This is a genomic window from Paracoccus onchidii (assembly GCF_028294535.1).
GTDB lineage: Bacteria > Pseudomonadota > Alphaproteobacteria > Rhodobacterales > Rhodobacteraceae > Paracoccus > Paracoccus onchidii.
In genome coordinates, this window is the sequence record NZ_JAQBIE010000009.1 from 69754 (window position 1) to 95389 (window position 25636).

Genomic DNA, 25636 nt, shown 5'->3' on the forward strand with positions numbered 1-25636 from the left:
GGTATCGCGATGGCCGAAAAGATTATCGCTTTGGTGGACGGGTCGGTTTATGCGGCCTCGGTCTGTGAACACGCGGCCTGGATCTCGCAGCGCACCGGTGCGCCGGTCGAATTGCTGCATGTGATGGGCCGGCGGCAAGGCGCGGATCAGCAGGATCTGTCCGGCTCGATCAGGCTGGGCGCGCGCACGCGTCTGCTGGAACAGCTTGCGACGCTGGACGAACAACGCGCGCGCATCGCCAATGAACATGGCCGCGCCATTCTGGACGACGCACGTGCGCTGGCCGAAAAGGCCGGGGCTACCGGCGTCACCACACGTCTGTTGCAAGGGGACCTGATCGAGACCGTCGCCGAGTTGCAGGCACAAACACGTGTCGTGTTGATCGGCAAGCGGGGCGAGGCCGCAGATTTCGCCAAGGGACATCTGGGGTCAAACCTGGAACGCATTGTCCGCGTCAGTCAGAAACCCGTGCTGGTCGCATCCCGCGCCTTCCGGCCCGTGAACAAGATCCTGGTGGCCTTTGACGGTGGTCCATCGGCGCAGAAGGCCATCGATTACATGGCCCAAAGCCCGCTGTACAAGGGGCTGGACCTGACCCTGGTGACGGTTGGCCCTGCCGATCAACAATTGCTGGCGAAGATAGAGCAGGCAGGCAAGACGCTTGGCGATTCCGGATTGCAGGTCGAAACCCGTCAGGTCGAAGGCCAGCCGGAATCGGCGCTTGGCGCACTGGTCGAGAGCGAGGGTTTTGATATGCTTGTCATGGGCGCATATGGCCACAGCCGCATCCGTCGGCTTGTCATCGGGTCGACAACGACGGAAATGGTCCGCTGCTGCAAGGTGCCGGTTCTGATGTTCCGCTAAGCCATCCCCTGACCCGCAGATCACATCTTGCGGGTCAGACGCCGGGAATTGGCGCGCGTGCGCTTACCATAGGGGCGCAGCGCGGCTGACATCACGCGATCCGCGCTTGCCCCGCGACTGGCGGCCTGCGCCATGGCAAAGATCGACTCGGAGGCCGCGGCCTGCTTTTCGGCAACCATTCGAAATGGCTCGCCCGGAGCTTGCGCGGTCAGGCCCATCATCCCGGCCATACGCAATCCGATCACCATCTGCGAATCCACCGCGATGCGCGTCATTTGTGCCCAAAGACGATAGGGTGCGACGGTTGCCTCGATAATGCCGTTTTTCTTTTTCATTCTTTGAAAATCCCTTTGGTGCTGGGAAATACCAACGGGTTATCCTGCATCTGCGGGGACGTGGTTGGCAAGTAGGACATAAGAACAATGCGATTTGTCCGGCCCGCGCAATCTTGGCAAGCCGTCTGTGCCGTGTATAGAGGCACCTTATGACCGAAAGCATCACACTTCGCCGCCCTGACGACTGGCATCTGCATCTGCGCGATGGCGCGATGCTGTCAGCCGTGGCCCCGCACTCTGCCGGCTTTGGCCGCGCCATCATCATGCCCAACCTCGTGCCGCCGGTGGTAACGGGCGCACAGGCAGCCGCCTATCGCGACCGCATTCTGGCCGCCCTGCCCGAAGGCGCAGCACTGCAACCGCAGATGACGCTTTATCTCACCGATGGCACCGATCCCGCCGATGTGGTCGCCGCCCATCGTGACGGCATCATCCGCGCGGTCAAGCTGTATCCCGCGGGCGCGACCACCAATTCCGCCAGCGGCGTCACCGATTTCGACCGCGTGCGTCCTGTGTTGGAGGCCATGGCCGAAGCCGGCATTCCGATGTGCGTGCACGGCGAAGTTACCGATCCCGAGGTGGATATCTTCGACCGCGAGGCCGTGTTCATCGACCGGGTGCTGGACCCGATCCGCCGTGCGACGCCCGGTCTGCGCGTGGTGATGGAACATATCACCACCTCGGACGGGGTCGCCTATGCGCGTTCGGGCGGGGATGATCTGGGCGCGACGATCACGACGCATCACCTGGTCATCAACCGCAACGCCATTCTGGCGGGCGGTATCCGGCCCCATTATTACTGTCTGCCGGTTGCCAAGCGCGAATCCCACCGTCTTGCGCTGCGCGACGCCGCGACCAGCGGCGAGGCCCGGTTCTTTCTGGGCACCGACAGCGCGCCCCATACCGATGCGGCGAAACTTCAGCCCTGTGGCTGCGCGGGCTGCTATACGGCCCCCAACACCATGTCGATCCTGGCCCATGTCTTTGCCGAGGACGGCGCACTGGACCGGCTGGAAGCCTTTACCAGCCTCAATGGCGCGGCCTTTTACGGCCTGCCCCCGAACGAGGATCGCATCCGTCTGGTCCGCCGCGATCATCCGGCCAGCTATCCGGCGACAATCACCGCCGGGGATGAAACGGTGACACTCTTTGACGCGGGTTTCCCGCTCTACTGGCATCTGGAGGACGCATGAGCCTGCCCTATCCCACGCGCGAGGAAATCGCCCGACTGACCGCCCGTATGCTGCTGGAAATCAAGGCAGTCGATTTCAACGCGGAACAGCCCTTCACCTATGCTTCGGGGCTGAAGGGTCCGACCTATGTCGATTGCCGCCGGATCATCAGTTTTCCGCGCGTGCGCCAGACCCTCATGGATTTTCTGGCTGCGACCGTCATGCGCGATGCGGGTTTCGAAGCGTTCGACAATGTTGCAGGCGGTGAAACCGCAGGCATCCCCTTTGCCGCGATGGTGGCCGAACGCCTGTCCCTACCGATGACCTATGTGCGCAAGAAGCCAAAGGGTTATGGCCGCAACGCCCGTATCGAAGGCGCCATGAGCGAAGGCCAGCGCGTTCTTCTGGTCGAAGATCTGACAACTGATGGCGGCAGCAAGCTGTCCTTCGTCGACGCGATCCGGGAAACCGGCGCAAGCTGTGCCCATACCGCCGTGATCTTCTATTACGGCATCTTCCCCGAAACGACGCAGCGCCTTGCCGATCACGGTGTCCAGCTGCATCATCTGTGCACTTGGTGGGATGTTCTGGAAGAGGCCCGCGCCCAACAGGCATTCGATCAGAAAACGCTGGACGAGGTGCGTGTTTTCCTGACCGATCCTCGCGCGTGGCAGGCAGCAAACAGCTGAAACCGGGCATATCCAGATGGCCCAAAGCCGCGTGATGTGACATAAACACCGAACAACAAGAATCGGCGGGGGCGCATCACATGAGCGGGTTGAGGGTCATCATTCCGGGGCAGGAAACCGACGGCGAAGACAAGACCGCGATCCCCTATTCCATCGAGGCCGAACAGCAATTGCTGGGTGCCTTGCTGACGAATAACGACGTTTTCGACCGCGTAAGCCAGGTGATCAAGCCCGACCATTTCTATCACCCGGTGCATGCACGCATCTATGAAATCTGCGCCGAACGCATTCGCAAGAATGCGTTGGCAAGCCCCGTCACGATCAAGGCCTTTCTCGAAAATGACGATGGCCTCAAGGAATTGGGCGGCGCGCCTTATCTGGCGCGGCTGGCTGCCTCGGCGATCTCTGCCTATGCCGCACGCGACTATGCACAGATGATCCGCGAATTTGCCCTGCGCCGCGAACTTATCGGTCTGGGCCAGAACATCTCGGCGCGCGCATCCAATGTCGAGGTGGATGATGATGCCGAAGAACAGATCAAGGCCGCGGAACAGACGCTTTACAAGCTGGGGGAACAGGGCGTCGCCGAGCGCGGGTTCCAAAGTTTCCTGAAAGCAGTCACCGGCGCAGTGCAGGCCGCAAACGCCGCCTATCAGCGCGACGGCAAGCTGTCGGGCATCTCGACCGGGTTGATCGATCTGGACGGCAAGATGGGCGGTCTGAACAATTCGGACCTGATCATTCTGGCCGGTCGCCCCTCGATGGGGAAAACCTCGCTGGCCACCAATATCGCCTTCAATATCGCCAAGGCACACAAGACCGGTGAACGGGCCGACGGCACGCATGGCACAATCGAAGGCGGCGTGGTCGGCTTTTTCAGCCTCGAGATGTCGGCCGAACAGCTGGCCGCCCGGATCCTGTCCGAGGCCGCCGAGGTTCCCAGCGAACGCATCCGTTCGGGCAATATGGACGAGGGCGAATTCCGCCGCTTTGTCGAGGCCGCGCATGCGCTGCAGAACTGCCCGCTTTATATCGACGACACCCCCGCCCTGCCGATCAACCAGCTGGCCGCCCGCGCACGCAAGCTGAAGCGAACGCATGGGCTGGACGTGCTGATGGTCGACTATCTTCAGCTGCTCAAGGCCGCCAGCGCCAAGGACAGCCGCGTGAACGAAGTCAGCGAGATCACGCAGGGCCTGAAGGCCATCGCCAAGGAACTGAACATCCCGGTCATCGCCCTGTCGCAGCTGTCGCGTCAGGTCGAAAACCGCGAAGACAAGCGCCCGCAACTGTCGGACCTGCGCGAATCCGGCAGTATCGAACAGGACGCCGATATCGTGATGTTCGTCTTCCGCGAGGAATATTACCGCGAACGCGAAAAGCCATCGGACGCGGATCTTGATGCCATGGCCAAGTGGCAGCAGATCATGGAACAGGTCCATGGCAAGGCCGAGGTCATTCTGGGCAAGCAACGTCACGGCCCGATCGGCACGGTCGAGCTTGCCTTCGAAGGTCAGTTCACGCGCTTCGGGAATCTTGCCAAGGACCGACAGTCGCAATGGGACTGATGGCGATCAACATGGGCTGCATTTACCGTCCATGAGCACCGAACGAACGCCGCCCCACCCCGTGACGCTGGTCGCGCTTTCTGGTGTTGCGGCCTTGTCCATGAATGTCTTTCTGCCGTCTCTGCCCGGCATGGCACGCGATTTCGGCGTCGACTACGCCGTAATGCAATTGTCGGTTTCGGCCTATATCGGCGCAAGCGCGCTGTTGCAGTTGCTTGGCGGCCCCGTCAGCGACCGGTTCGGACGCAGGCCGGTTGCATTGTTCGGCCTGACGCTGTTCCTGTTGGCAACCATCGGCACATTGCTGGCCCCAAATGCCGCCAGTTTCCTGTTCTTTCGTCTGGTTCAGGCGATCATATCGGTCTGCATGCTGCTGTCTCGGGCAACCGTGCGCGACATGTTCGAGGGCGACAAGGCCGCTTCGATGATCGGTTATGTCACCATGGGCATGGCAGTCGTGCCGATGATCGCGCCCGTTATCGGCGGCATTCTGGACGAAGCCTTTGGATGGCGGGCCAATTTCGCGACGATGGGCGTGCTGGCGCTGATCGTCCTGATCGTGACATGGCGTGACATGGGCGAGACCGTTCGCGGCGGAGGCGTGCCCATGCGCCAACAAATCGCCAATTATCCCATCCTCGCGCGATCACATCGTTTCTGGGGTTATTGCCTGTCGGCCACGTTGGCCTCGGGGTGTTTCTTTGCCTATCTGGGCGGGGCGCCCTTTGTCGGCGAACAGGTCTTTGACCTGACCCCCGCACAAGTCGGTTATTTCTTTGCGGCCCCTTCGATCGGCTATCTGACCGGCAATTTCCTTTCAGGCCGCTACACGGCCCAGGTGGGGCTGAACCGCATGGTCCTGATCGGTGCGTTGATCTGCCTGACCGCACTTGGCCTGTCCCTGCTGACAACACTTGCCGGGGTTGTGAATCCGGTCATCTTCTTTGGAGCCATCGGCTTCATGGGACTGGGGAATGGCCTGGTCATGCCGAACACGAATGCCGGCATGATGAATGTGCGTCCCGAACTTGCAGGCACCGCCAGCGGCTTGGGCGGCGCCTTGGCCGTCGCCGGTGGCGCGGCATTATCGGCAATTGCCGGCGCCCTGCTTGAGCCCGGCTCGGGGGCGACCCCTTTGCTGGTGATCATGTGCGGCTCGGCGCTGGGATCGTTGATCGCAATCCTCTGGGTGTTGCGCCGGGAACGGCAATTGGCCCGAGTCGGCTGAACAACGCTGGCACGAACCTTATCTTAAACATTGCATGTCACCTTGATGGCATGAAGCTGCCCTGCCCCACCCCGCCGCCACAGGATCCGACTGCGATGTTTCCCGTCATGGGACTTGCCGGACCGGTTTTGCAAAGGCTACAGCCGGTTTTGCAAAGGACGGAGGCAAGGATGGCGACCCAAAAGATCTATGCCGGCACGGCGCTGCGTGAAACACGCGCCAGAGGCGGCCTGACCCAAAAGCGTTTTGCCGAACGGCTGGGCGTGTCATTGCCATATCTGTCGCAGATGGAAAACAATCACCGCCCGATCTCCGCCGGGGTCCTGTTGCGACTTGCGCAGGAATTCGGGGTCGATCTGACCACGCTGGCGGCCGGCGATGCGGAACGCATGGTCATCGATATGCAAGAGGCCCTGGCCGACCCGTTATTTGACACGACACCACCACTTGCCGATCTGCGCCTGGCAGCCACGAACGCACCGGTTCTGGCGCGCGCCTTCCTTGATCTGTATCGTGCGCATCGACAAGGCCAGGAACGGCTGGCCGCGCTGGACGAAGCCATCGGCGCCGCCGGGCAGAACGCATTGTCCACACCTTGGGAAGAAGTGCGCGATTTCTTCCATTATTGCGACAATTACATCGATGCCGTCGACCGTGCCGCCGAACGGTTTGCCTGCCCTTCGGGCCAACGCATCGATTTGTGGAACGCGGCGGTCTCGGCCCTGGCGCAGAACGGGATCACTGTCTCGCGCGTCGAATTGCCTGCAAACGCCGTGTTCCGTCGCGAAGGAAGCACGATTGCCATGAACGCGGCCGCGGAATCCCCGACACGCCTGTTCCAGCTTTTGCATCTGGTCGCGCTGGAACGTCAGTCGGACCTGCTGGAAGCAACCCTGGATCTGGCGCGGTTCAGAAATCCGACCGCACGCGAAATCGCAAGGCTTGGCCTGGCCAATTACTTTGCCGGCGCCGCCTTGATGCCCTATCGGGCATTTCTGTCGGCGGCGCAAAGCGAACGTCACGATCTGGAACGCCTGTCCCATTTGTTCGGCGCGTCGCTGGAACAAGTCGCGCACCGTCTGTCGACCCTGCAGCGTCCGGGCGCGAAAGGGGTGCCGTTTTTCTTCGTTCGGGTCGATCAGGCCGGCACGATCACCAAGCGCCATTCGGCAACCCGTTTGCAATTCGCACGCTTTGGCGGCGCCTGCCCTCTCTGGAACGTTCATCGCGCCTTTGAACAGCCCGGTCGCTTCCTGCGTCAACTGGCCGAAACCCCGGATGGCGTCCGCTATCTGCTGTTGTCGCGCGACGTGTCCAAACATGCGGGCGCCTTCAACGCCCCGGTCCGCAGATTTGCGATTGGTCTGGGCTGCGAGATCGCCCACGCAAACGGGATGGTCTATGCCGACGGACTGGATCTTGGCCAGCCACAAGCATTCGAACCCATTGGCATATCCTGCCGAATCTGCCCGCGACCCGATTGCCACCAGCGCTCGGTGCCCCCGATCGACCGCCCGCTACATATTCCCGCCGACCGGAATGGACCGCTGCCTTATGAGATCACATGACAATCGTGCAAATGGATCAGAGTTTTCGGCGGAATTTCGCCGTAAAAGGCGTGTATCCGCCCATCTGACCACCATCAGGCGTCAGATATGTTGCCAAGAAGGCACAGCTCTTGTTTACCCCGATGGGAATGGAACCAGAGTGCCCCGGATCAACCAGGGGTATGCCGCCGGGGGACATATCTTGTCGCTGAACTTCGTGAATCGCCTAAATAGCTCGTTGGAACGCATATTGCCGGAACAGCGCCTTTTCCTGCGCTCGGACGATGCGACGCGTTTCGTCAGGCTGCGGCCGCTGACCCAGCTGGTCGGAATCGGCGGTGCGACGGCGATGTTCGGCTGGATGCTGGTGGCAAGTTCGATCCTGGTGATCGACACGATCAGTTCAGGGTCGGATCGCGACCGCGTTCTGCGCGCCCAGGGGGCCTTTGAAGAACGGCTCAATGAATTGTCGGCAGAACGTGACGCCCGCGCCGCCGAGGCCATCGCCGCGCAAAAACGCTTTACCGTTGCCTTGGATCAGGTTTCCGAAATGCAGTCCAAGCTGCTTGCCTCGGAAGAGCGTCGCCGTGAACTGGAAACCGGTCTGAACGTCGTTCAGTCGACCCTGCGCGACGCGATCAACGAACGCGATGACGCACAACGCATCGTCGCCGAGGCGGAGGCCACCGAAACCGGTGCCCCACGCGTCGAAAGCGCCGACGAATTGTCGGTGACGCTTGATGTTTTGACCGAAGAGCTGCGTTCCGCAGCCGCTGCGCGCGCCGACGCGATCGAACAGGCGGAAACCGCGCGCTCGACCGTGGCGGACCTGGAGGTCGAACGCGAAGAGATCATTGCCCGCAACGACGAAATCCTGAGCCAACTGGAAAGCGCCGTGACCGTGTCGGTCAAGCCGCTGGACGAGGTGTTCCGTTCGGTCGGAATGAACCCCGATGACATTCTCAGCACGATTCGCAGCGGATTTTCAGGTCAGGGCGGTCCGCTGACCCCACTGTCGCAGTCGACCCGTGGTGATGCCGCGCTGTCCAAGGGCGAAACCAAGGCGAATCAGATCATCGTCACGCTTGACCAGATGAACACCTATCGCATCGCGATCGAGAAACTTCCGCTGGCCATGCCGGTGAAATCCGCGTTCCGTTATACGTCGGGCTTTGGCCGCCGCTGGGGCCGGATGCATGAAGGCATCGATATGGCCGGCCCGGTTGGCACGCCCATCTATGCAACAGGCGACGGTGTCGTGATCTTTGCGGGCCGTCAAAGCGGTTATGGGAACCTGATCAAGATCCAGCACGAGCTGGGCGTCGAAACCCGCTTTGGCCATCTGTCGCGAATCCGCGTCAAGAAAGGTCAAAGGGTGTCGCAAGGCGAACTGATCGGTGATATGGGAAATACTGGACGCTCGACCGGTTCGCATCTGCATTACGAGGTGCGGATGAAAGGTCGCGCCGTAGACCCGATGACCTTCATCAAGGCAGCAAGCAATGTTTTCTAAGACCCGCGTGACAGAGACCCGCTCACAACAATCCGCAACCCCTGCCCCCGAAGAAGCCGCGCCTTCTTCCTCGCCCACGTCCGAACGTGCACCCGAAACACCGGTTTCGACACCGCGTCAGCGCACCTCGCCTTCGGTTCTGTCGGCAGATTTGAAAGTCAGCGGAAACATCAGCACCGACGGTGATATCCAGATCGAGGGTAATGTCGAAGGCGATATCCGTGCTCACCAGTTGGTGATCGGCGAGAGCGCAACCATCAAGGGTGAGATAGTCGGCGATGATGTCGTGGTCAATGGCCGTGTGATCGGGCGCGTTCGTGGCTTGAAAGTTCGCCTGACCGCCACGGCCCGTGTCGAAGGCGACATCATCCACAAGACAATCGCGATCGAATCCGGCGCGCATTTCGAAGGCTCGGTCCAGCGTCAGGACGATCCTCTCGCCAGTGGCGGCACGAAAAAGCTGGCGCCTCCGGCGGCAAGCTAAGCACTGCACGGATCATGTCAGCTCGACGGCCCGCAAATCGCGGGCCGTTCGCGTTTCAGCACGCGGGAAATGGGCTTGGCAAACAGCCTGTCCGCATGCAGAACATGTCTGACGCAAAGGAACTGCTCATGACATCTGCACGCAACATCCTGATAACCGGCGCCGGCAGTGGAATCGGACGTGTCACCGCGCGGCTGTTTCTTGATCATGGCTGGCAGGTCGGGCTGATGGGCCGCCGCCACGAGGCATTGCTGGACACCGCCGGATCCGCCGATGCGCTGATCCTGCCCTGCGATGTCACTGACGAAGCCGCCGTGGATGATGCGTTCGAGAAGGCAGCATCGGCCTGGGGGCGCGTTGACGCGCTGTTCAACAATGCCGGGCGCGCCGCCAAACCCACGGCACCGGACCTTTTGTCGGTTTCCGAATTTCGCGACGTCATCAATGTGAATGTCACCGGCATGTTCATCTGTGCCCGGGCAGCGTTTCGCCAGATGCGCAGCCAATCCCCTCAGGGTGGGCGCATCATCAACAATGGTTCCATTTCGGCACATGTCCCGCGCACCGGATCAATTGCATACACGACCTCGAAACACGCCGTAACCGGCATGACACGCAGTCTTTCGCTGGATGGCCGCGATTTCGGGATCGCCTGCGGGCAGATCGATATCGGCAATGCCTCGACCAAGCTATTGTCGGACGTGAATCGACCCGGGATCGAGGCCGAACCCACGATGGATGCCTCGGTCGTCGCAGACACAGTGATGCAGATGGCATCTTTGCCAGAGGGTGCGAATATGCAATTCGTCACCGTCATGGCCACCAACATGCCATATATCGGGCGCGGTTAGTCGGCGTCGGGCAGCAGACGGCGATACATGTGCCAACTGGCATGCCCCAGAACCGGCAGCACGATCAACAACCCCAGAAAATAGGGGAGGATTGCCAGGAACAACCATATCGCGATCATGATCGCCCAGACGATCATGACCCGCAGGTTGAGCGTCACGGCCTGAACCGAGGCAATGATCGCCGTAATGAAGTCGACTTCACGTTCCAGCAAGACCGGCAAGCCAACCACCGTGAACGAAAACAGCACAGCGGCGAAACCGGCGCCGATGAAGGTCCCCACCAACAGCATGATCAATCCCCGCCCTTCCATCAGAACCGCGGCAGACGAGGTGATATTGGTCAGCGACGACACGCCCATGAACAGCGCGAAAACCGTATGCGCGACAAAAACCCAGAACATGAACAGCAGCAACACCACCATTGCCATTGACGGTATCTGCCTGTCTTTCTGGGCAAACACCACGCGCAGAACCGCCGGCCATGCCAGCGGTTCCTGCATTTCAATGCGACGGCTGACCTCGTAAAGACCGATTGCGGCAAAAGGGGCGATCAGCGGAAAGCCCAGCACAAAGGGCATCAGCCACCATTCCTGCCCCGACGCGAAGGCCACAAGGGCCAGCATCAACCCACCCAGCACATAGAACGAGCTGAAAAACAGCCCAAATGCAGGCGCAATGCGAAAATCACGCCAGCCGGCGGCCAGAACCTGGCCCAGATCGGCAAGCTCGATCCGGGCTGGCGCGGGCAGGACATCTGGTTGCGCCCTGTCTTGCGGCGCCTTTGCATTGGTCGCGTTTGCGGTATCGGGTCGAGTCACGACAGCCCTCCATCTGGCGCAAATTCACGGAAATGCTAGGATGGATTTTCAGATCGCGCAACGATTGTCGCGTTACGAATAACGTGCCTGCAACGCCTGCTTGACCGGTTCTGTCACGAATTGAGAGACATCCCCGCCAAGCCGGGCAATTTCCTTGACCAGCTTTGATGCGATGGCCTGACGGCGTGCATCGGCCATCAGGAACACCGTCTCGATCTGGGCATCAAGCGCACGGTTCATTCCAACCATCTGGAATTCATATTCAAAATCCGCAACGGCCCGCAATCCGCGCACGATCACACCGGCCCCGACATCACGGGCGCAATCGATCAGCAGGTTCTCGAACGGATGCACCCGGATTTCTCCGCCAGTTCTGGATGCGATCACATCGCATTCCGCCTGCACCATTGCGACCCGTTCTTCCAGGTTAAACAGGGGCTGTTTGTCCCGGTTTATGGCCACCCCGATCACCAGACGATCCACCAGCGCCATGGCGCGTTCGATGATGTCGACATGCCCAAGCGTGATCGGGTCAAATGTGCCGGGGTAAAGGCCAATGCGCATGGGCAGTCATCCTCGTGCTGGGTCGCGGACAGGGAAACCCGATTTCGCCCGCAATTGCAACGCTGTGGGTTGGGTGCCACTAGCTGCCCATGATCATCCCGGTCAAGGCGTCTTTTTCGGCCGACAACTCTTTCAGGCGACCGCTGACGGCATCGCCGATCGAGACGACGCCCAGCATATGCCCGTTCTCGTCTACCACCGGCATATGGCGAAAGCGTCCTTCGGTCATGCGTTCCAGCACCGTCAGGGCGTCATCTCCGGTCACGCAGGTCTGCACATTCCTGGTCATGACCTCGTTGATCGGCGTGGATAGAACCGCCGCGCCATTCAGGCCTAGTTGCTTGACGATATCGCGTTCCGACAGAATTCCCGCAGGGGTTTTACCGTCCTCGGATACCACAATCGCACCGATCTTTTGTTCGCACAATGTGTTCGCGGCTTCGATCAGGGTCGCGTCAGGGTGGATCGTGACGATCGTGGTCGCGGCAATTCCCGGCTTGCCAGAGGTTTCCTTCATAGAGAGCAACTGTTTAACCAACATCGATCCATACTCCTTCAGCGCAGTGTCAGGTTCATATTTTGCGCGTATTCGCGTCGCGTCAAGTCCGACGATCCGCAGCCGCCTGCACCATTGCTTCCAGACGCGCGGTCTCGGCGCGAAGCTGCTGCACCAAGGCTTCGGCCAACAGGTTCATGCGGCGCGACCCACGATCATCGGCGTGCCGCAACAACCAGAAGCTGCGTTTCAACGCGATCTGATCGGGCAGCACGACACGCAACCCGGGCACGAAAGGGATCGCGAAATCATGCACGATGCCAAGCCCCGCCGCCGCCCGGATCGCCTGCATCTGAACCGAAACAGAATTCGAGGTGATCTGTGCGGTCTGAACACCGGTTTCAGAAAGGTAATCCAGTTCGCGGTCGAAAATCATGTCAGGGATATAGCCGACAAGGCGATGCCGTCGCAGATCCGGCAGATCGCGGATCGCGGGGTGCTTGTCCAGATAATCGCGATGGGCCGCCAGATGCAGGTGATAATCGGTCAGGCGCTGCACTGTCAGCCGTCCCGTATCCGGCGGCGAGACCGCGATGGCCATATCGGCCTCGCGCTTGGACAGGTTAACGACCCGAGGCAAGGCCACGATCTGGATTTCCAGTCCCGGATGAATGTCACACAGCGCGCGCGCGACCTGCGGCAGAAGGTAATTGGCACAACCGTCCGGCGCGCCGATCCGCAGCACCCCGCTGATACCGGCATCGCGGCGGGTGGCCTCGTTCGCGGCCTTGGCAGCCTTTTCCGCAGCTTCGGCGGGGGCAACAAGGCGATCCCCCTCAGGGGTCAGGGTATAGCCCTGCGGGGTCTTTGCAAAAAGTGTCGCACCGATATCATGTTCCAACCGGCCAATACGCCGCCCTACCGTCGAAGCATCCATTTTCAGCCAGCGCCCCGCGCCCGACAGGCTTTCCGATCGCGCCACCGCCAGGAAAATTCTCAGATCGTCCCAGTCCACGTCCCACCTTTGCAAAAATGCAAAACCTCTTTGCCAACATGCCTCTTTTGTCCGCATTTCCGCAAGGCTATCTTCTGGGCAACACGAATGGAGGATGCCATGAAAGAGATACATCACTGGGTCGACGGCAAGGAATACAAAGGCACGTCGGGACGTTTTGCAGATGTGTTCAATCCAGCGACCGGCGAGGTGCAGGCCAAAGTCAGCCTGGCCACCAAGGACGAACTGGACGCCGCCGTTGAAAGTGCAGCCCGCGCCCAGATCAAATGGGGGGCCACGAACCCTCAACGCCGCGCACGGGTGATGATGGAATTCGTTCGGTTGATCAACCGCGACATGGACAAGCTGGCCGAGGCGCTGTCATCCGAACATGGCAAGACCTTTCCCGACGCCAAGGGCGATGTCCAACGCGGGTTGGAAGTGATCGAATTCTGCATCGGCGCGCCGCATCTGCTGAAAGGTGAATATACCGACAGCGCCGGCACCGGCATCGACATGTATTCGATGCGCCAGCCGCTTGGCGTCGTCGCCGGCATTACGCCATTCAACTTTCCGGCCATGATCCCGCTGTGGAAAATCGGCCCTGCGCTTGCATCGGGCAACGCGATGGTCCTCAAACCGTCCGAGCGCGACCCATCGGTTCCGCTGATGTTGGCGCAATTGCTGCAAGAGGCCGGCCTGCCCGATGGCGTCTTGCAGGTCATCAATGGCGACAAGGGCAGCGTCGACGCGATTCTGGACAGCGATGTCATTCAGGCGGTGGGCTTCGTCGGATCGACCCCGATTGCCCAGTATATCTATGAACGGGCGGCCGCGACCGGCAAACGTGCCCAGTGCTTTGGCGGTGCCAAGAACCATATGATCATCATGCCCGATGCCGATCTGGATCAGGCTGCCGATGCGCTGGTGGGCGCGGGTTACGGCGCGGCTGGCGAACGCTGCATGGCGATCTCGGTCGCGGTTCCGGTCGGTGAGAAAACTGCCGATGCGCTGATCGAAAAGCTGGTGCCACGGATCGAAAAGCTGAAAGTCGGTCCCTATACCGCCGGCAACGATGTCGATTACGGGCCGGTCGTCACAAAGGCCGCCAAGGAAAACATCCTGCGCCTGGTGCAGACCGGTATCGACCAGGGCGCCGAACTGGTCGTGGATGGCCGTGACTTCAGCCTGCAGGGCTATGAAGAGGGTTTCTTCGTCGGCCCGCATCTGTTTGACCGCGTGACGCCAGACATGGATATCTACAAGACCGAAATCTTCGGCCCCGTCCTGTCCACCGTCCGCGCCGGCAGCTATGAAGAGGCGATCAAGCTGGCCATGGATCACGAATATGGCAATGGCACCGCGATCTATACCCGCGATGGCGATGCGGCGCGTGACTTTGCCAATCGCATCAATATCGGCATGGTCGGCGTGAACGTTCCGATCCCGGTTCCGCTGGCCTATCACACCTTTGGCGGCTGGAAGAAATCGGGTTTTGGCGACCTGAACCAGCACGGCCCCGATGCGTTCCGCTTTTACACCCGGACCAAGACCGTCACGGCGCGCTGGCCCTCGGGCATCAAGGAAGGCGGCGAGTTCAACTTCAAGGCCATGGACTAGGCCCGCATTTATAAAAGCCAGACGACCCGGGTCCGCCCGGGTCGTCGCATATCCGGGCAGGGGGAACCGCGGGACAGGTCAGCCACCACAACCTTGCGCGGGGTGGTCCGCAAACCGCCCCTGCAACGCTGGCCAGCAGCGCCCGAATCGCCCATGTGATCAGCATTAGACCCCACGACAACAGCTTGCGCAGCTATATCATGTGTCCGGCGGGCGGATTGAGGTGGGATCCCGACAAATACTGACAGTGCTTGCGCAAGACTGTATGACAACCGACAATTAAACAGTCGTTAAATTAACATCAACGAAGGGGGGAGACTTCAGATGGATTTCGCGCTTAGCGAAGAGCAGCAGGCAATCTTTGACATGGCGCGCGACTTTGGCCAATCGCGCATCGCGCCCCACGCCCGCGACTGGGAAATACAAGGGACGATACCTCGCGACCTTTGGATCGAAGCAGCGCAGCTGGGGTTTGGCGGCCTTTACGTGCGCGAGGAAAACGGCGGGTCCGGCCTGTCCCGGCTGGATGCGACGCTGGTGTTTGAAGCCCTGTCGATGGCCTGCCCTTCGGTGGCCTCGTTCCTGTCCATTCACAACATGTGCGCCGGCATGGTCGACAAGTTCGGCAGTGACGCCGCCCGGACCAAATGGCTTCCCGGTCTGTGCAGCATGGAACAGGTGGCCAGCTACTGTCTGACCGAACCCGGCAGCGGCTCGGATGCGGCGGCATTGCGCACACGCGCCGTGGCCGATGATCAGGGCTATCGGCTGAACGGGGCCAAGGCATTCATTTCCGGCGGCTCTTATTCCGATCTGTATGTGGTGATGGTGCGCACCGGCGAAGACGGCCCCAAGGGGATCAGCACCGTTCTTGTCGAAGCAGGAACCGACGGCCTGTCCTTTGGCGGGCTAGAGGACAAGATGGGCTGGCGTGCCCAACCGACCGCGCAGGTGCAGTTCGACGATTGCGTGATTGCAGCCGATAACCTGCTTGGCCAGGAAGGCAAGGGCTTCAGCTATGCGATGGCGGGGCTGGATGGCGGGCGCCTGAACATCGCCGCAAGCGCACTTGGCGGTGCGCAATCCGCACTGGATCAAACGCTGGCATATATGGGCGAACGCAAGGCATTCGGCAAACAGCTCGACCAGTTCCAGGCACTGCAATTCCGACTGGCCGATATGGAAACCGCATTGCAATCGGCGCGCATCTTCCTGCGCCAGGCAGCATGGAAGCTGGATCACGGCGCGCCGGACGCATCGAAGTTCTGCGCCATGGCCAAGCTTTATGTCACGGATCGCGCCTTTGACGTCGCCAACCAATGCCTGCAGCTGCACGGCGGCTATGGCTATCTGGCGGATTACGGAATCGAAAAGATCGTGCGCGACCTGCGCGTGCATCAGATCCTTGAAGGAACGAATGAAATCATGCGGCTGATTGTCGGTCGCAGCCTATTGGCGGAACGGGGGTAACGCGTGCAGGACCTGAATATCCGCAAGACGGGCAAGGCGGGGCGTATCACGTTCACGCGCCCCAAGGCCCTGAATGCGCTGACCCATGACATGGCATTGGCGATACAGACCGCGCTGGACGATTGGCGCAGCGATCCGCAGGTTGCCCTGGTCATCATCGACGCCGAAGGCGAGCGCGCCTTTTGTTCAGGTGGCGATATCGCCGCCGTCTATCATGCCGGACTTGCGGGCGATCATGGCGTGGGGCGGGCATTCTTCCGCGATGAGTATCTGATGAATGCGACCATCGCCGATTACCCAAAACCGATAGTGGCGCTGATGCAGGGCTTTGTTATGGGTGGCGGTGTCGGTGTTGGCGGCCATGCAAGCCACCGCGTCGTCACCGACAGCACGCAGATCGCGATGCCCGAGGCCGGAATCGGCCTGATCCCTGATGTCGGGGGCACCTGGTTGCTGGCGCGATCGAGCGGTCACATCGGCGAATTTCTCGCCCTGACCGGAGGGCGAATGGGACCGGGCGACGCAATCCATGCCGGTTTCGCGGACATCTATTTGCCCGAAGGCGAATGGCCGTCTTTGATCTCGCGGCTGGAGGAAAGCGGCGATGTCTCGGCGATCACCGGCATGAACCCACCCCATGCACCTCTGGCCGAACGGGATCTGTCGGCCTTTGGGATGGCAGATCTCGCCGCTATTTCAGATAGATTGTCCGAACTTGGCGACGAAGGATCATTGAAACCGATCAGGCGTAACTCGCCATTGTCGATGGCCGCCGGTTTGCAGATGGTTCGCGCCGCGCGCAATGACACACGCATCCAGGAATCGCTCAGCCGCGAGTTTCGCTTTACCTATCGCGCCACCGAGTTTTCGGATTTCTTGGAAGGTGTGCGCGCACAGATCATCGACAAGGATCGCACCCCGAAATGGCAGGCGGACCCGTCCCCAGAGAATCTGGAACGCATGCTCGCGTCGCTTGGCGATGAAGAATTGAACTGGGAGGATCAGAAATGAAGATCGGATTTATCGGGCTGGGCAACATGGGCGCGCCGATGGCTGCCAACCTGGCCGCGGCAGGGCACGCGGTCGCGGGGTTTGATACCGCCGCCCCTGCCCCCGAAGGCGTCACATCCGTATCAAGCGCCGTGCAGGCCGCAACCGATGCAGATGTGGTGATCACCATGCTGCCAAACGGGCAAATCCTGCGGGCCGTGGCCGATCAGGTCATTCCCGCGATGAAACCGGGTGCGGTTCTGTGCGATTGCTCGACCGTCGATGTCGACAGCGCACGCGCGGTGTCGCAACAGGCCCGGTCGGCAGATCTTGGCGCCCTGGACGCGCCTGTATCGGGTGGCATCGGCGGTGCCCGCGCCGGAACCCTGACCTTCATGGCCGGAGGCCGCCAGCAGGATTTCGATGTTGTCGCCCCCTTGCTGGACATCATGGGGCAAAAAGCGGTGCTTTGCGGCGATTCCGGGGCCGGCCAGGCCGCCAAGATCTGCAACAACATGATCCTGGGCGTCACAATGCTGGCCACCTGCGAGGCATTTGCGCTGGCCGACAAGCTGGGGCTGGACCGGCAGAAGATGTTCGACGTGGTTTCCACCAGTTCGGGCGCAAGCTGGTCGATCAACAGCTATTGCCCGGCCCCCGGGGTGGGACCGCAATCACCCGCTGACAATGATTACCAGCCGGGATTCGCCGCAGAACTGATGTTGAAGGATCTGCGACTGTCGCAGGCCGCCGCCGAGGCCGCCGACGCCGACACCCCCATGGGTGCACTGGCAACTGCGCAATATCAGTGCTTTGTCGAAGAAGAAGACGGGAATGGCCGCGATTTCTCGGCAATGTTGCCGCGCTTTGCCGCACGTTCCCGCCGGCCATAGGCGCGGTCCCTTCCGACGTTTTGCGGCCGGATCACACCCATTTGACCCGGCCGCAAACCCCGCAAGGGAACCCGACACCGGTGCAGCTCGTTTGATCGCTGACTGGCAAGGGACACATTCATGCGACTGCAAGACCTGGCGGTGGCAGCATCACCGGGCTTGATGCTGATCCTGACCACCCTCCCCATCGCGGCCCAGACAGATGCCGGCCGAAACAGCCTGCTTGCGGCCCCCGCAGCGCAAGATCAGGTCACATCCGGCGAGACACTGCGCGTCGGCGATCACGTCGATATCGGCAGCATCCATCTGGTCCGGCATCCGGGTCGTTATGGGCTGGGCTTGCCACCATCGGGCAGCGTTTTCGCGGTTGCAAATGACTTTCTGCTGCGTATCGACCCTGACACGGGGCAAATCCTGTCGATCCTGCGCGACGTCAGCACGCTGGTCGACTAGCCCTGCAACAGCGAAATTGCCGCATCCGACGCCGCCTGTGTAATGCGATCCCCCGACAGCATTCGCGCGATTTCTTCGACGCGCTCATCCTGGGACAACGCCGATACCGTAGAGGTCGTCATCCCGCTGCTGACTGATTTCGACACCCTGAAATGACATGCGCCCTGGGCTGCCACCTGCGGAGAATGGGTAACGACCAGCACTTGCGCGTCCTCGGCCAAACGGCCCAGACGTCGCCCGACCGCATCCGCCGTAGCGCCCCCGACCCCCCGGTCGATCTCATCGAAGATCAGCACCAGGGCATCATTGCCCTTGGCCAGACAGACCTTCAACGCCAACAGGAACCGCGACAATTCCCCGCCCGACGCGATCTTGTCCAACGCTCCGGATGGCGCCCCGGGATTGGTTGCCACGGTAAAAGCAACGTTGTCATGCCCATCGGGACCGGCATCCATTTCGGTGATCTCGGTCTTGAACACCGCGCGTTCCATACGCAGCGGGGCCAGTTCGGCCGAAACGGCCTTGTCCAGCGCGATCGCGGCCTTTCGCCTTGCCGCAGCAAGCTCAGCCGCCAACCGGCGATAATCCTGATCGGCGGCGTCCGCCCGTGCCTGCAAATCGGTGATCTGCTGATCCCCGGCATCCAGACGATCCAGACGCAGGCGCAACTGATCGGACAAACCCGCCAGATCATCGGCCAAAACCGAATGTTTCCGCGCAAGTGCCCGCATCGCGAAAAGGCGCTCTTCGATGACTTCCAGCGCATAAGGATCGAAATCCATGCCCGACAACGCGTCTTCGACGCCCTGATAGGCTTCGCCCAGTTCAACCATCGCGCGCGACAAGGCCGCAAGTGGCGCATCCAGCCGTCCATCCGCCTGGTCCGCCGCACCCTCGAGCCAACGCGATGATTCGACCATGGCCGCCTCGGCCCCGTCCGCACCAAGAAGACCAAGTGCCCGCATCACATCATCCCGGATCCGTTCGGCGGCCTGCATGTTGCGTCGGCGCGTGTCCAGATCTGCCTCTTCGCCGGGTTCCGGGGCCAGATCTTCCAGTTCCTGCACCGCGTGCCGCAAGAAATCCTCTTCCTCGCGGGCGGCAAGCTGTGCGGCGCAGGCATCATCCAGGGCTTGCGCGGCATCCCTGCGCGCAGCCCAGGCCCTGCGGATCCCCGACAGGTCCAGGCCGGCATAGGAATCCAGCAATGCACGGTGGCCGCGCGCATTCAGCAGCCCGCGATCGTCATGCTGACCATGCAGCTCGACAAGTCGTTCCGACAGGCGGCGCAGCACCTCACCCGAAACACGACGATCATTGATATAGCCGGTCTTGCGGCCATCGCCGCCGTTGATCCTGCGCAGAATCACCTGATCATCTTCGACCTCGATGCCTGCCTCGGCCAAAACGATCCGGGCCGCATGACCTGTTGGCAGATCGAAGACTGCCGTTACCTCGCCCTGTTCGGCCCCCTGGCGCACCAGATCCGCCCGCCCGCGCCAACCCAGCACGAAGCCCAGACAATCCAAAAGGATAGATTTCCCGGCGCCCGTCTCGCCCGTCAGCACATTCAGGCCGGCCCCGAATTCCAGTTCGAGCCGGTCGATCAGTAGCATGTCCCGAATGTCCAGTGATCGCAGCATATGGGCACAAACGGCCGTGCCGGCCTGAACTGGCCGGCGTTACAGCCACTCTCCTTGAACCGTCTGGCGATAGACCGTGGTCAGCCAGCTGTCGCCTGTTACGTCAGCCTCCAGCCCCTGGCCGCGCAATTGCCGGTAAGCATCACGATAGAAGGGCGAGCTTTGATAATTGTGGCCCAGAATCGCGCCCGCGGTCTGCGCCTCGGGGTAAAGCCCCAGGGCCAGATAGGCCTCGACCAGCCGCATCAGGGCTTCGGGGGTCTGGGTCGTCGTCTGGAACTCTTCGACCACGACGCGGAATCGGCTGATCGACGCAGCATAATGTCCACGCTTCAGGTAATAGCGACCGATTTCCATCTCTTTGGCGGCCAGATGGTCAAATGCCAGATCGAATTTCAGAATCGCGCTGCGGGCATATTCGCTGTCGGGATAGCGTTCGATCACTTCCCGCAACGATTGCAGCGCCTGGAAGGTCAGACCTTGATCGCGCCCGACCTCGTCGATCTGATCGTAATAGGACAGTGCCAGCAGATATTGCGCATAAGCCGCATCTTCATCGCCGGGATAGGTGTCGATGAACCGTTGCGCCGAGGCTCGCGCAACCTCGTAATCTTTTGCGCGATGGCTGGCATAGGCCTGCATGATCAATGCGCGCTTGGCCCATTCGGAATAGGGGTAGAGGCGCTCGACCTCGCTGAAATAGAAAACCGCGTCCTCGGGTTCGTCGCTGTTTTCCAGCTCGTACTCGCCGCGCTTGTAAATCTCTTCTGCGGTAAAGCGGTCGAGATTCTTCTTGTCTGCGTCGTTATTCTCAAGTGAGGAACAACCCGCCAAAGTCATCCCCGCCAGCACTGCAGCCAACAAGGAAGCCGATATTTTCGAGCGCGCCATATTCACCCTGCCCTACGATTCTGCCGTGCGTCGGCCCGCCTGAGGCCGGGCTGCCGGCACGTCCTAGCATAGAACTTCGGGGGGCGCAAAATGGCAATCCGTTGAATTTCGCGTGGAATTGATCCCGAATGGGATGCGGCCCGAAGCGAACGCCCCGAACCGCATATGCCACTTATGTGATTTAACCTCAGACTGCCAGCAGGATCGGATGGGCCCGATCTGCATAAGAGGCGACGCCTGCGCCGGGAAGCCGTGTTTCGAGCGCATCCGAGCACACTTCCCATTCCCAAGCGGTTGGATCAGCGAACAGCGCCCGCAGCAGGCGGTTGGTCATGGCATGACCCGCGCGATGCCCCGTATATCGCGCCAGCAGCGGAGCGCCGGCCAGATACAGGTCACCCATCGCATCCAGCATCTTGTGGCGAACAGCTTCGTCACTGTGGCGCAGCCCGCCCGGCGACAGGACCCGGGCACCATCAACGACAACCGCGTTCAGATAGGTGCCGCCAAGCGCCAGCCCGTTCTTGCGCATCGCCTCGACATCGGACTGACGACAGAAAGTCCGGCTGTCGGCCAGTTCGCGCAGGAACGCGCCATTCGCCATGTCCAGCCGTTTTTCCTGATGTCCGATGGCAGCATCGTCGAAATCGATCTGGAAGTCGATTTCCAGATGATCCGCGGGCGACAGCCGGGCGAAGGCCTCGCCATCGCGCACCTCTACGGGGCGCAAGACGCGGATCGCGCGCAGCTTGGCGGGTTGCATCCGGATACCTGCCTCAAGGATAGCGTGCACGAAAGGTGCCGAGGAGCCATCCAGAATCGGCACTTCCGGACCGTTCACCATGATCAGGGCATTGTGAATGCCGGTGCCGGCCAGCGCAGCCATCACATGTTCGACGGTCGACAGCGTGACACCTTTGCCATTGTCCATCAGCGTGCACAGCTTCGACGGGGTCACATTGTCCCAGCGCGCTTCGATATCAACGGAAGGTGTCAGATCGGTCCGGCGAAACACGATGCCATGCCCAACCGGGGCGGGCACGATATCCAGACGGGTTGATGCACCAGAGTGCAAACCCACCCCGGTAAAGCTGACCATCTTTTTCAACGTTGCCTGCATGACGACACTGCCTTCAAAATCTTGATGCCGGGGTCGAAACGCCCCGGTGCAGTATCAGCTAGGCGCAGCGGGCAAATCCTTCAATTAACGAATTGTAACCACATGAAACATTCATGGATTATCGCTAACACCGGCAGGACATCCAGGATGTAAGTCATTGTTATAAAAACGAAAAAGGCCGCACAAGGCGGCCTTCGAGAATTCGCAAATGTGACAGGCTTGTAATATGATCAGTTCGCCTGACGCCGCAGGAAGGCGGGAATTTCGACATTGTCCTGCCCGTTATCCGGGTTGGCCAGATCGTCGAAATCGGTTTCCTGCTGACGCGCACGGGCAGCAACGCGATCATTCACACGCTCGGCGATGGAAGCCGCAGGGGGGCGCTGACCGCCGGAACCGGCCTCGGCATTGTGACCGGCCATCCGCTCCAGCATCCGGCCCAGGCCGCTCATGCGGCTGGAATTGCGGGCGTCATCAGATTGCTGCGGGTGGGCGGGCTGAGCCGCCGCATTGCGGGGCGCGTCATTGCGCGCCGCAGCACGTTGGTTTTCGCCATGGTTTTCCACCGCACGACGCAAACGATCCATCACCTGCGGGGTCGGCTGCCCCCGGCTGCCTTCGGGCGAGCGTGGTGCAACGAAATCGGTCAGATCATCCTCGATGCGCACATTTGCCGAACGCGCCGTGTCCTTGACCGGCTGATAGGCCGGTGCGGGCATGTCATCCTTGGCCGTTGCCGCGGGTTGGCTTGTCGGTTGATCGGCTGCCGGCGCCGGGGTGCGGCGCGGGGGAACAGGCAGCTCTTCCTGCTGTGCCGCTGCGGGTTCAGGCTTTTGCGTGGCCGACGGGTTCTGGGTCAGCGGTTCTGCAATGCTGCGGCGCGGAGCTGGTACTTCGGCTGCTGCTGCCGCGGCGTCGATGCCGGTGGCGACGACGGAAACGCGGATATTGCCATCCATGTCGGGGTCCAGCGTCGAACCGACAATGATGTTGGCGTCGCTGTCGACCTTGTCGCGAATGACATTGGCGGCTTCGTCCAGCTCGAACAGGGTCATGTCGTAGCCGCCGGTGATGTTGATCAGCACGCCGCGCGCGCCGTTCAGGCTGATCTCGTCAAGCAGCGGGTTGGCAATCGCACGCTCGGCCGCTTCCTGGGCGCGGTTTTCGCCTGCTGCCTCGCCGGTGCCCATCATTGCCTTGCCCATTTCGTCCATCACGGCGCGAACGTCGGCGAAGTCGAGGTTGATCAGGCCCGGACGGACCATCAGGTCGGTCACCCCTTTGACGCCCTGATACAGCACGTCATCGGCCATCGCAAAGGCTTCGGTGAAGGTGGTCTTTTCATTCGCCAGCCGGAACAGGTTCTGGTTGGGAATGATAATCAGCGTGTCCACGACCTTCTGCAGGGCTTCGACGCCCTCTTCGGCCTGGCGCATCCGCTTGGTGCCCTCGAACTGGAAGGGTTTGGTCACGACGCCGACGGTCAGGATGCCCATCTCGCGCGCGGCCTGTGCAATGATCGGGGCCGCGCCGGTGCCGGTGCCGCCGCCCATACCGGCGGTGATAAAGCACATATGCGCGCCCATCAGGTGATCGACGATGTCTTCGATCGTTTCCTCGGCGGCCTTGGCGCCGATGGTCGGCTTGGCGCCGGCACCCAGCCCCTCGGTCACTTTCGGGCCCATCTGGACGCGGCTGGTCGCATGAGACTGTGCCAAGGCCTGAGCGTCGGTATTGGCAACCACGAACTCGACTCCGTCGAGTTGCTTCTCGATCATGTTGTTGACCGCGTTACCGCCTGCGCCGCCAACACCGAATACGGTGATGCGGGGCTTCAGCTCATCTTCGTCGTTCATCATCAGATTGAGGTTCATGGTTTCCGCCTGTTTTTCGCTGTTCTCACCGAGCCGTGCCGCCCGTTCGAATCCCCCGGGTATTCCCGTCAATCGTAACGCCTAGCAGCTGTCGCGTCACCTAGAAAAGGGGGCGCAGACGCAAAATATGGGATATGCCGATCCTGCAATCGGCGGCATCTTGCCAATCGCGCAGAATATGGTGGGCGCAGCATAGCGCCCCCATAAATCAAAATTGTTCAATCACCAGTTGTTCTTGAACCACATATATGCGCGCCTCAGGCTGCGTGCGGGATAGGCCTCGGCGGGCATCTCGAAGTCCCACCATTCGTCCTGTGGATGTGCCGCAAACAACGCCAACCCGACAGCGCTGGAAAAGCTTGGATCGGTCAACTGATGTGCAAGCCCATCGATTCGCAACGGTCGTCCGCAGCGGATATTCGGCCCGAGGATCCGCGCGGCCAGCCCGTCCAGTCCGGGAATCTGGCTGCCACCGCCAGTCAGCACGATCTGCTGGCTGGGCATATAATCGAAACCCGCCGCATCCAGAACCTGGCGGACATTTTCCAGAATTTCTTCGACCCGGGGCCGCATCACACCGATAATATCGGCGCGGCTGACGGTCCGCCGGTCTGCCTCCCAGTCGCCCGTTTCGCCGCCGACCTCGATCATGTCGCGATCATCGCGCCCCGTCGCCTCGACCCCGCCATTCAGGGTTTTCAGACGCTCGGCCGTGGCCAGAGGCACGCGCAGACCCTGCGCAATATCCTGCGTGATCAGATTGCCGCCGATCTGCACGTTATCGGAAAAGATCATGTGCTTCTTGACGAAAATCGACACGCCCGTGCCGCCGCCGCCAAAATCGACACAAGCGGCACCCAGCTCCTGCTCATCCTCGACCAGGCTGGCCCGCGCAGAGGCATAGGATGCCGAGGCCACACCAGCCAGTTCCAGGTCGCAACGACGGATACATTGCACGATATTGCCAATCACATCGCCATCGACCGTCAGCACATGCATGTCACAAGCCAGCTTGTTGCCCAGATGATCGCGCGGATCACCCAGCCCGCTGCGGTTATCGACCGCAAAATTGACCGGCTGGGCGTGCAGGACCTCGCGACCGCGACCGAAATCAGGTGTATCACAGGCGGCCAGGACCGATGCGACATCATGTTCGGACACTTTGCCCGAATCCAGCACGATCTCTCCGGCCAGGCCATAAGAGGCAGGGCGCCCGCCAGACAAACAGGCAATCACATGATCGACGCGCACACCGGCCACCTTCTGTGCAGCCGCAACCACGGTGCGGATGGCACGCTCGGTTTCGGCCATCGTCTCGATTTCGCCGTAGCGGACCCCCCGTGATCGCGTCGAGGCCGCACCGATCACCCGAAAATTCGCCTGCCCCGCCATCGGCCCGACACCATCCGTTTCACGAAAGGTTCCGGTGCCGTCAAAACGCAACACCATGCAGGCGATCTTGGACGTGCCGATATCCAGAATACCGATGACCCCGCGCTGCAAGGCGGCACGGCGGATGTTCCGCATGGCCCGTTGTGTCTGATACAGTTCGGTCATCG

24 protein-coding genes are annotated in these 25636 nt (G+C 61.1%); 14 read left to right on the forward strand and 10 right to left on the reverse strand.

The genetic code is table 11. The annotated features are described in order from the left end of the window. Positions 1–9 precede the first annotated feature (9 nt). Positions 10–864 (forward strand): universal stress protein, encoded by an 855-nt coding sequence (locus PAF17_RS08275; RefSeq protein WP_271888627.1) that lies wholly within the window; start codon positions 10–12, stop codon positions 862–864. A 20-nt stretch (positions 865–884) separates the two neighbouring features. Here the strand turns inward: PAF17_RS08275 and PAF17_RS08280 are convergent, their stop codons facing one another. After that, on the reverse strand, positions 885–1199 hold the full coding sequence (locus PAF17_RS08280) for an antibiotic ABC transporter (protein WP_271888628.1): 315 nt from the start codon (positions 1197–1199) through the stop codon (positions 885–887). Between the two features lie 149 nt (positions 1200–1348). On the opposite strand from PAF17_RS08280, the gene pyrC reads away from it, so the two are divergent. From pyrC to PAF17_RS08320, 8 genes are all read left to right on the forward strand, one after another. Continuing rightward, complete coding sequence (gene pyrC, locus PAF17_RS08285; RefSeq protein ID WP_271888629.1) at positions 1349–2392, forward strand: dihydroorotase; 1044 nt, start codon at positions 1349–1351, stop codon at positions 2390–2392. Further along, positions 2389–3060 carry an orotate phosphoribosyltransferase gene (locus tag PAF17_RS08290; RefSeq protein WP_271888630.1) on the forward strand — a complete coding sequence of 224 codons (672 nt, stop codon included), beginning with the start codon at positions 2389–2391 and terminating at the stop codon, positions 3058–3060. Before pyrC ends, PAF17_RS08290 begins: the two co-directional genes overlap by 4 nt. A gap of 80 nt (positions 3061–3140) precedes the next feature. Further along, complete coding sequence (locus tag PAF17_RS08295; RefSeq protein WP_271888631.1) at positions 3141–4628, forward strand: replicative DNA helicase; 1488 nt, start codon at positions 3141–3143, stop codon at positions 4626–4628. Between the two features lie 31 nt (positions 4629–4659). Further along, positions 4660–5856, forward strand: coding sequence for a multidrug effflux MFS transporter (locus tag PAF17_RS08300; RefSeq protein ID WP_271888632.1), 1197 nt, complete (start codon positions 4660–4662; stop codon positions 5854–5856). Between the two features lie 170 nt (positions 5857–6026). Then, entirely contained in the window at positions 6027–7424 is a 1398-nt protein-coding gene (locus PAF17_RS08305; RefSeq protein ID WP_271888633.1) for a helix-turn-helix domain-containing protein, read from the forward strand. A 148-nt stretch (positions 7425–7572) separates the two neighbouring features. Next, entirely contained in the window at positions 7573–8916 is a 1344-nt protein-coding gene (locus tag PAF17_RS08310; RefSeq protein WP_271888742.1) for a M23 family metallopeptidase, read from the forward strand. Continuing rightward, on the forward strand, positions 8906–9400 hold the full coding sequence (locus tag PAF17_RS08315; RefSeq protein ID WP_271888634.1) for a bactofilin family protein: 495 nt from the start codon (positions 8906–8908) through the stop codon (positions 9398–9400). The genes PAF17_RS08310 and PAF17_RS08315 overlap by 11 nt, the downstream gene beginning before the upstream one ends. Positions 9401–9528: 128 nt before the next feature. Beyond that, positions 9529–10251, forward strand: a complete 723-nt coding sequence (locus PAF17_RS08320) for an SDR family oxidoreductase (RefSeq protein ID WP_271888635.1) — start codon at positions 9529–9531, stop codon at positions 10249–10251. On the opposite strand, the gene PAF17_RS08325 is transcribed toward PAF17_RS08320, so the two are convergent. From PAF17_RS08325 to PAF17_RS08340, 4 genes are all read right to left on the reverse strand, one after another. Continuing rightward, a complete protein-coding gene (locus tag PAF17_RS08325) occupies positions 10248–11069 on the reverse strand; it encodes a DUF2189 domain-containing protein (RefSeq protein WP_271888636.1) in 822 nt (273 codons plus the stop codon). The two genes, PAF17_RS08320 and PAF17_RS08325, sit on opposite strands and share 4 nt — an antisense overlap. A gap of 72 nt (positions 11070–11141) precedes the next feature. Then, positions 11142–11633 (reverse strand): pantetheine-phosphate adenylyltransferase, encoded by a 492-nt coding sequence (coaD, locus tag PAF17_RS08330; RefSeq protein ID WP_271888637.1) that lies wholly within the window; start codon positions 11631–11633, stop codon positions 11142–11144. 79 nt (positions 11634–11712) lie between these two features. Then, on the reverse strand, positions 11713–12174 hold the full coding sequence (locus PAF17_RS08335; protein ID WP_271888638.1) for a CBS domain-containing protein: 462 nt from the start codon (positions 12172–12174) through the stop codon (positions 11713–11715). A 58-nt stretch (positions 12175–12232) separates the two neighbouring features. Then, complete coding sequence (locus PAF17_RS08340; RefSeq protein ID WP_271888639.1) at positions 12233–13144, reverse strand: LysR family transcriptional regulator; 912 nt, start codon at positions 13142–13144, stop codon at positions 12233–12235. A gap of 99 nt (positions 13145–13243) precedes the next feature. Between PAF17_RS08340 and PAF17_RS08345 the strand changes: the two genes are divergently transcribed. The 5 genes from PAF17_RS08345 (at position 13244) to PAF17_RS08365 (ending at position 18549) form a co-directional block, all read left to right on the forward strand. Then, complete coding sequence (locus PAF17_RS08345) at positions 13244–14743, forward strand: CoA-acylating methylmalonate-semialdehyde dehydrogenase (RefSeq protein ID WP_271888640.1); 1500 nt, start codon at positions 13244–13246, stop codon at positions 14741–14743. Between the two features lie 324 nt (positions 14744–15067). Beyond that, a complete protein-coding gene (locus tag PAF17_RS08350) occupies positions 15068–16213 on the forward strand; it encodes an acyl-CoA dehydrogenase family protein (RefSeq protein ID WP_271888641.1) in 1146 nt (381 codons plus the stop codon). A gap of 3 nt (positions 16214–16216) precedes the next feature. Then, positions 16217–17224: an enoyl-CoA hydratase/isomerase family protein gene (locus PAF17_RS08355; protein ID WP_271888642.1), complete on the forward strand. Its 1008-nt coding sequence runs from the start codon at positions 16217–16219 to the stop codon at positions 17222–17224. Next, positions 17221–18096, forward strand: coding sequence for a 3-hydroxyisobutyrate dehydrogenase (gene mmsB, locus PAF17_RS08360; RefSeq protein WP_271888643.1), 876 nt, complete (start codon positions 17221–17223; stop codon positions 18094–18096). Before PAF17_RS08355 ends, mmsB begins: the two co-directional genes overlap by 4 nt. 120 nt (positions 18097–18216) lie before the next feature. Further along, positions 18217–18549 (forward strand): hypothetical protein, encoded by a 333-nt coding sequence (locus tag PAF17_RS08365; protein ID WP_271888644.1) that lies wholly within the window; start codon positions 18217–18219, stop codon positions 18547–18549. Here PAF17_RS08365 and recN read toward each other — a convergent pair. The 5 genes from recN to ftsA form a co-directional block, all read right to left on the reverse strand. Next, positions 18546–20192 carry a DNA repair protein RecN gene (gene recN / locus PAF17_RS08370; RefSeq protein ID WP_271888645.1) on the reverse strand — a complete coding sequence of 549 codons (1647 nt, stop codon included), beginning with the start codon at positions 20190–20192 and terminating at the stop codon, positions 18546–18548. The two genes, PAF17_RS08365 and recN, sit on opposite strands and share 4 nt — an antisense overlap. Positions 20193–20231: 39 nt before the next feature. Further along, entirely contained in the window at positions 20232–21083 is an 852-nt protein-coding gene (locus PAF17_RS08375; protein ID WP_271888646.1) for an outer membrane protein assembly factor BamD, read from the reverse strand. A 187-nt stretch (positions 21084–21270) separates the two neighbouring features. After that, on the reverse strand, positions 21271–22203 hold the full coding sequence (gene lpxC / locus PAF17_RS08380) for a UDP-3-O-acyl-N-acetylglucosamine deacetylase (RefSeq protein WP_271888647.1): 933 nt from the start codon (positions 22201–22203) through the stop codon (positions 21271–21273). A 230-nt stretch (positions 22204–22433) separates the two neighbouring features. After that, positions 22434–24077 carry a cell division protein FtsZ gene (gene ftsZ, locus PAF17_RS08385; RefSeq protein WP_271888648.1) on the reverse strand — a complete coding sequence of 548 codons (1644 nt, stop codon included), beginning with the start codon at positions 24075–24077 and terminating at the stop codon, positions 22434–22436. A gap of 222 nt (positions 24078–24299) precedes the next feature. Continuing rightward, positions 24300–25634 (reverse strand): cell division protein FtsA, encoded by a 1335-nt coding sequence (ftsA, locus tag PAF17_RS08390; RefSeq protein ID WP_271888649.1) that lies wholly within the window; start codon positions 25632–25634, stop codon positions 24300–24302. Between the last annotated feature and the right edge of the window lie 2 nt (positions 25635–25636).

Excerpts from the sequence above, each read along its gene's own strand:
- ftsA (WP_271888649.1), bottom strand. The coding sequence starts at position 25,634 with ATGACCGAACTGTATCAGACACAACGGGCCATGCGGAACATCCGCCGT.
- PAF17_RS08280 (WP_271888628.1), bottom strand. The coding sequence starts at position 1,199 with ATGAAAAAGAAAAACGGCATTATCGAGGCAACCGTCGCACCCTATCGT.
- coaD (WP_271888637.1), bottom strand. The coding sequence starts at position 11,633 with ATGCGCATTGGCCTTTACCCCGGCACATTTGACCCGATCACGCTTGGG.
- mmsB (WP_271888643.1), top strand. The coding sequence starts at position 17,221 with ATGAAGATCGGATTTATCGGGCTGGGCAACATGGGCGCGCCGATGGCT.
- PAF17_RS08365 (WP_271888644.1), top strand. The coding sequence starts at position 18,217 with ATGCGACTGCAAGACCTGGCGGTGGCAGCATCACCGGGCTTGATGCTG.
- PAF17_RS08300 (WP_271888632.1), top strand. The coding sequence starts at position 4,660 with ATGAGCACCGAACGAACGCCGCCCCACCCCGTGACGCTGGTCGCGCTT.
- PAF17_RS08320 (WP_271888635.1), top strand. The coding sequence starts at position 9,529 with ATGACATCTGCACGCAACATCCTGATAACCGGCGCCGGCAGTGGAATC.
- PAF17_RS08350 (WP_271888641.1), top strand. The coding sequence starts at position 15,068 with ATGGATTTCGCGCTTAGCGAAGAGCAGCAGGCAATCTTTGACATGGCG.
- PAF17_RS08375 (WP_271888646.1), bottom strand. The coding sequence starts at position 21,083 with ATGGCGCGCTCGAAAATATCGGCTTCCTTGTTGGCTGCAGTGCTGGCG.
- pyrC (WP_271888629.1), top strand. The coding sequence starts at position 1,349 with ATGACCGAAAGCATCACACTTCGCCGCCCTGACGACTGGCATCTGCAT.
- lpxC (WP_271888647.1), bottom strand. The coding sequence starts at position 22,203 with ATGCAGGCAACGTTGAAAAAGATGGTCAGCTTTACCGGGGTGGGTTTG.
- PAF17_RS08315 (WP_271888634.1), top strand. The coding sequence starts at position 8,906 with ATGTTTTCTAAGACCCGCGTGACAGAGACCCGCTCACAACAATCCGCA.
- PAF17_RS08275 (WP_271888627.1), top strand. The coding sequence starts at position 10 with ATGGCCGAAAAGATTATCGCTTTGGTGGACGGGTCGGTTTATGCGGCC.
- PAF17_RS08290 (WP_271888630.1), top strand. The coding sequence starts at position 2,389 with ATGAGCCTGCCCTATCCCACGCGCGAGGAAATCGCCCGACTGACCGCC.
- PAF17_RS08305 (WP_271888633.1), top strand. The coding sequence starts at position 6,027 with ATGGCGACCCAAAAGATCTATGCCGGCACGGCGCTGCGTGAAACACGC.
- PAF17_RS08345 (WP_271888640.1), top strand. The coding sequence starts at position 13,244 with ATGAAAGAGATACATCACTGGGTCGACGGCAAGGAATACAAAGGCACG.
- ftsZ (WP_271888648.1), bottom strand. The coding sequence starts at position 24,077 with ATGAACCTCAATCTGATGATGAACGACGAAGATGAGCTGAAGCCCCGC.
- PAF17_RS08335 (WP_271888638.1), bottom strand. The coding sequence starts at position 12,174 with ATGTTGGTTAAACAGTTGCTCTCTATGAAGGAAACCTCTGGCAAGCCG.
- recN (WP_271888645.1), bottom strand. The coding sequence starts at position 20,192 with ATGCTGCGATCACTGGACATTCGGGACATGCTACTGATCGACCGGCTC.
- PAF17_RS08295 (WP_271888631.1), top strand. The coding sequence starts at position 3,141 with ATGAGCGGGTTGAGGGTCATCATTCCGGGGCAGGAAACCGACGGCGAA.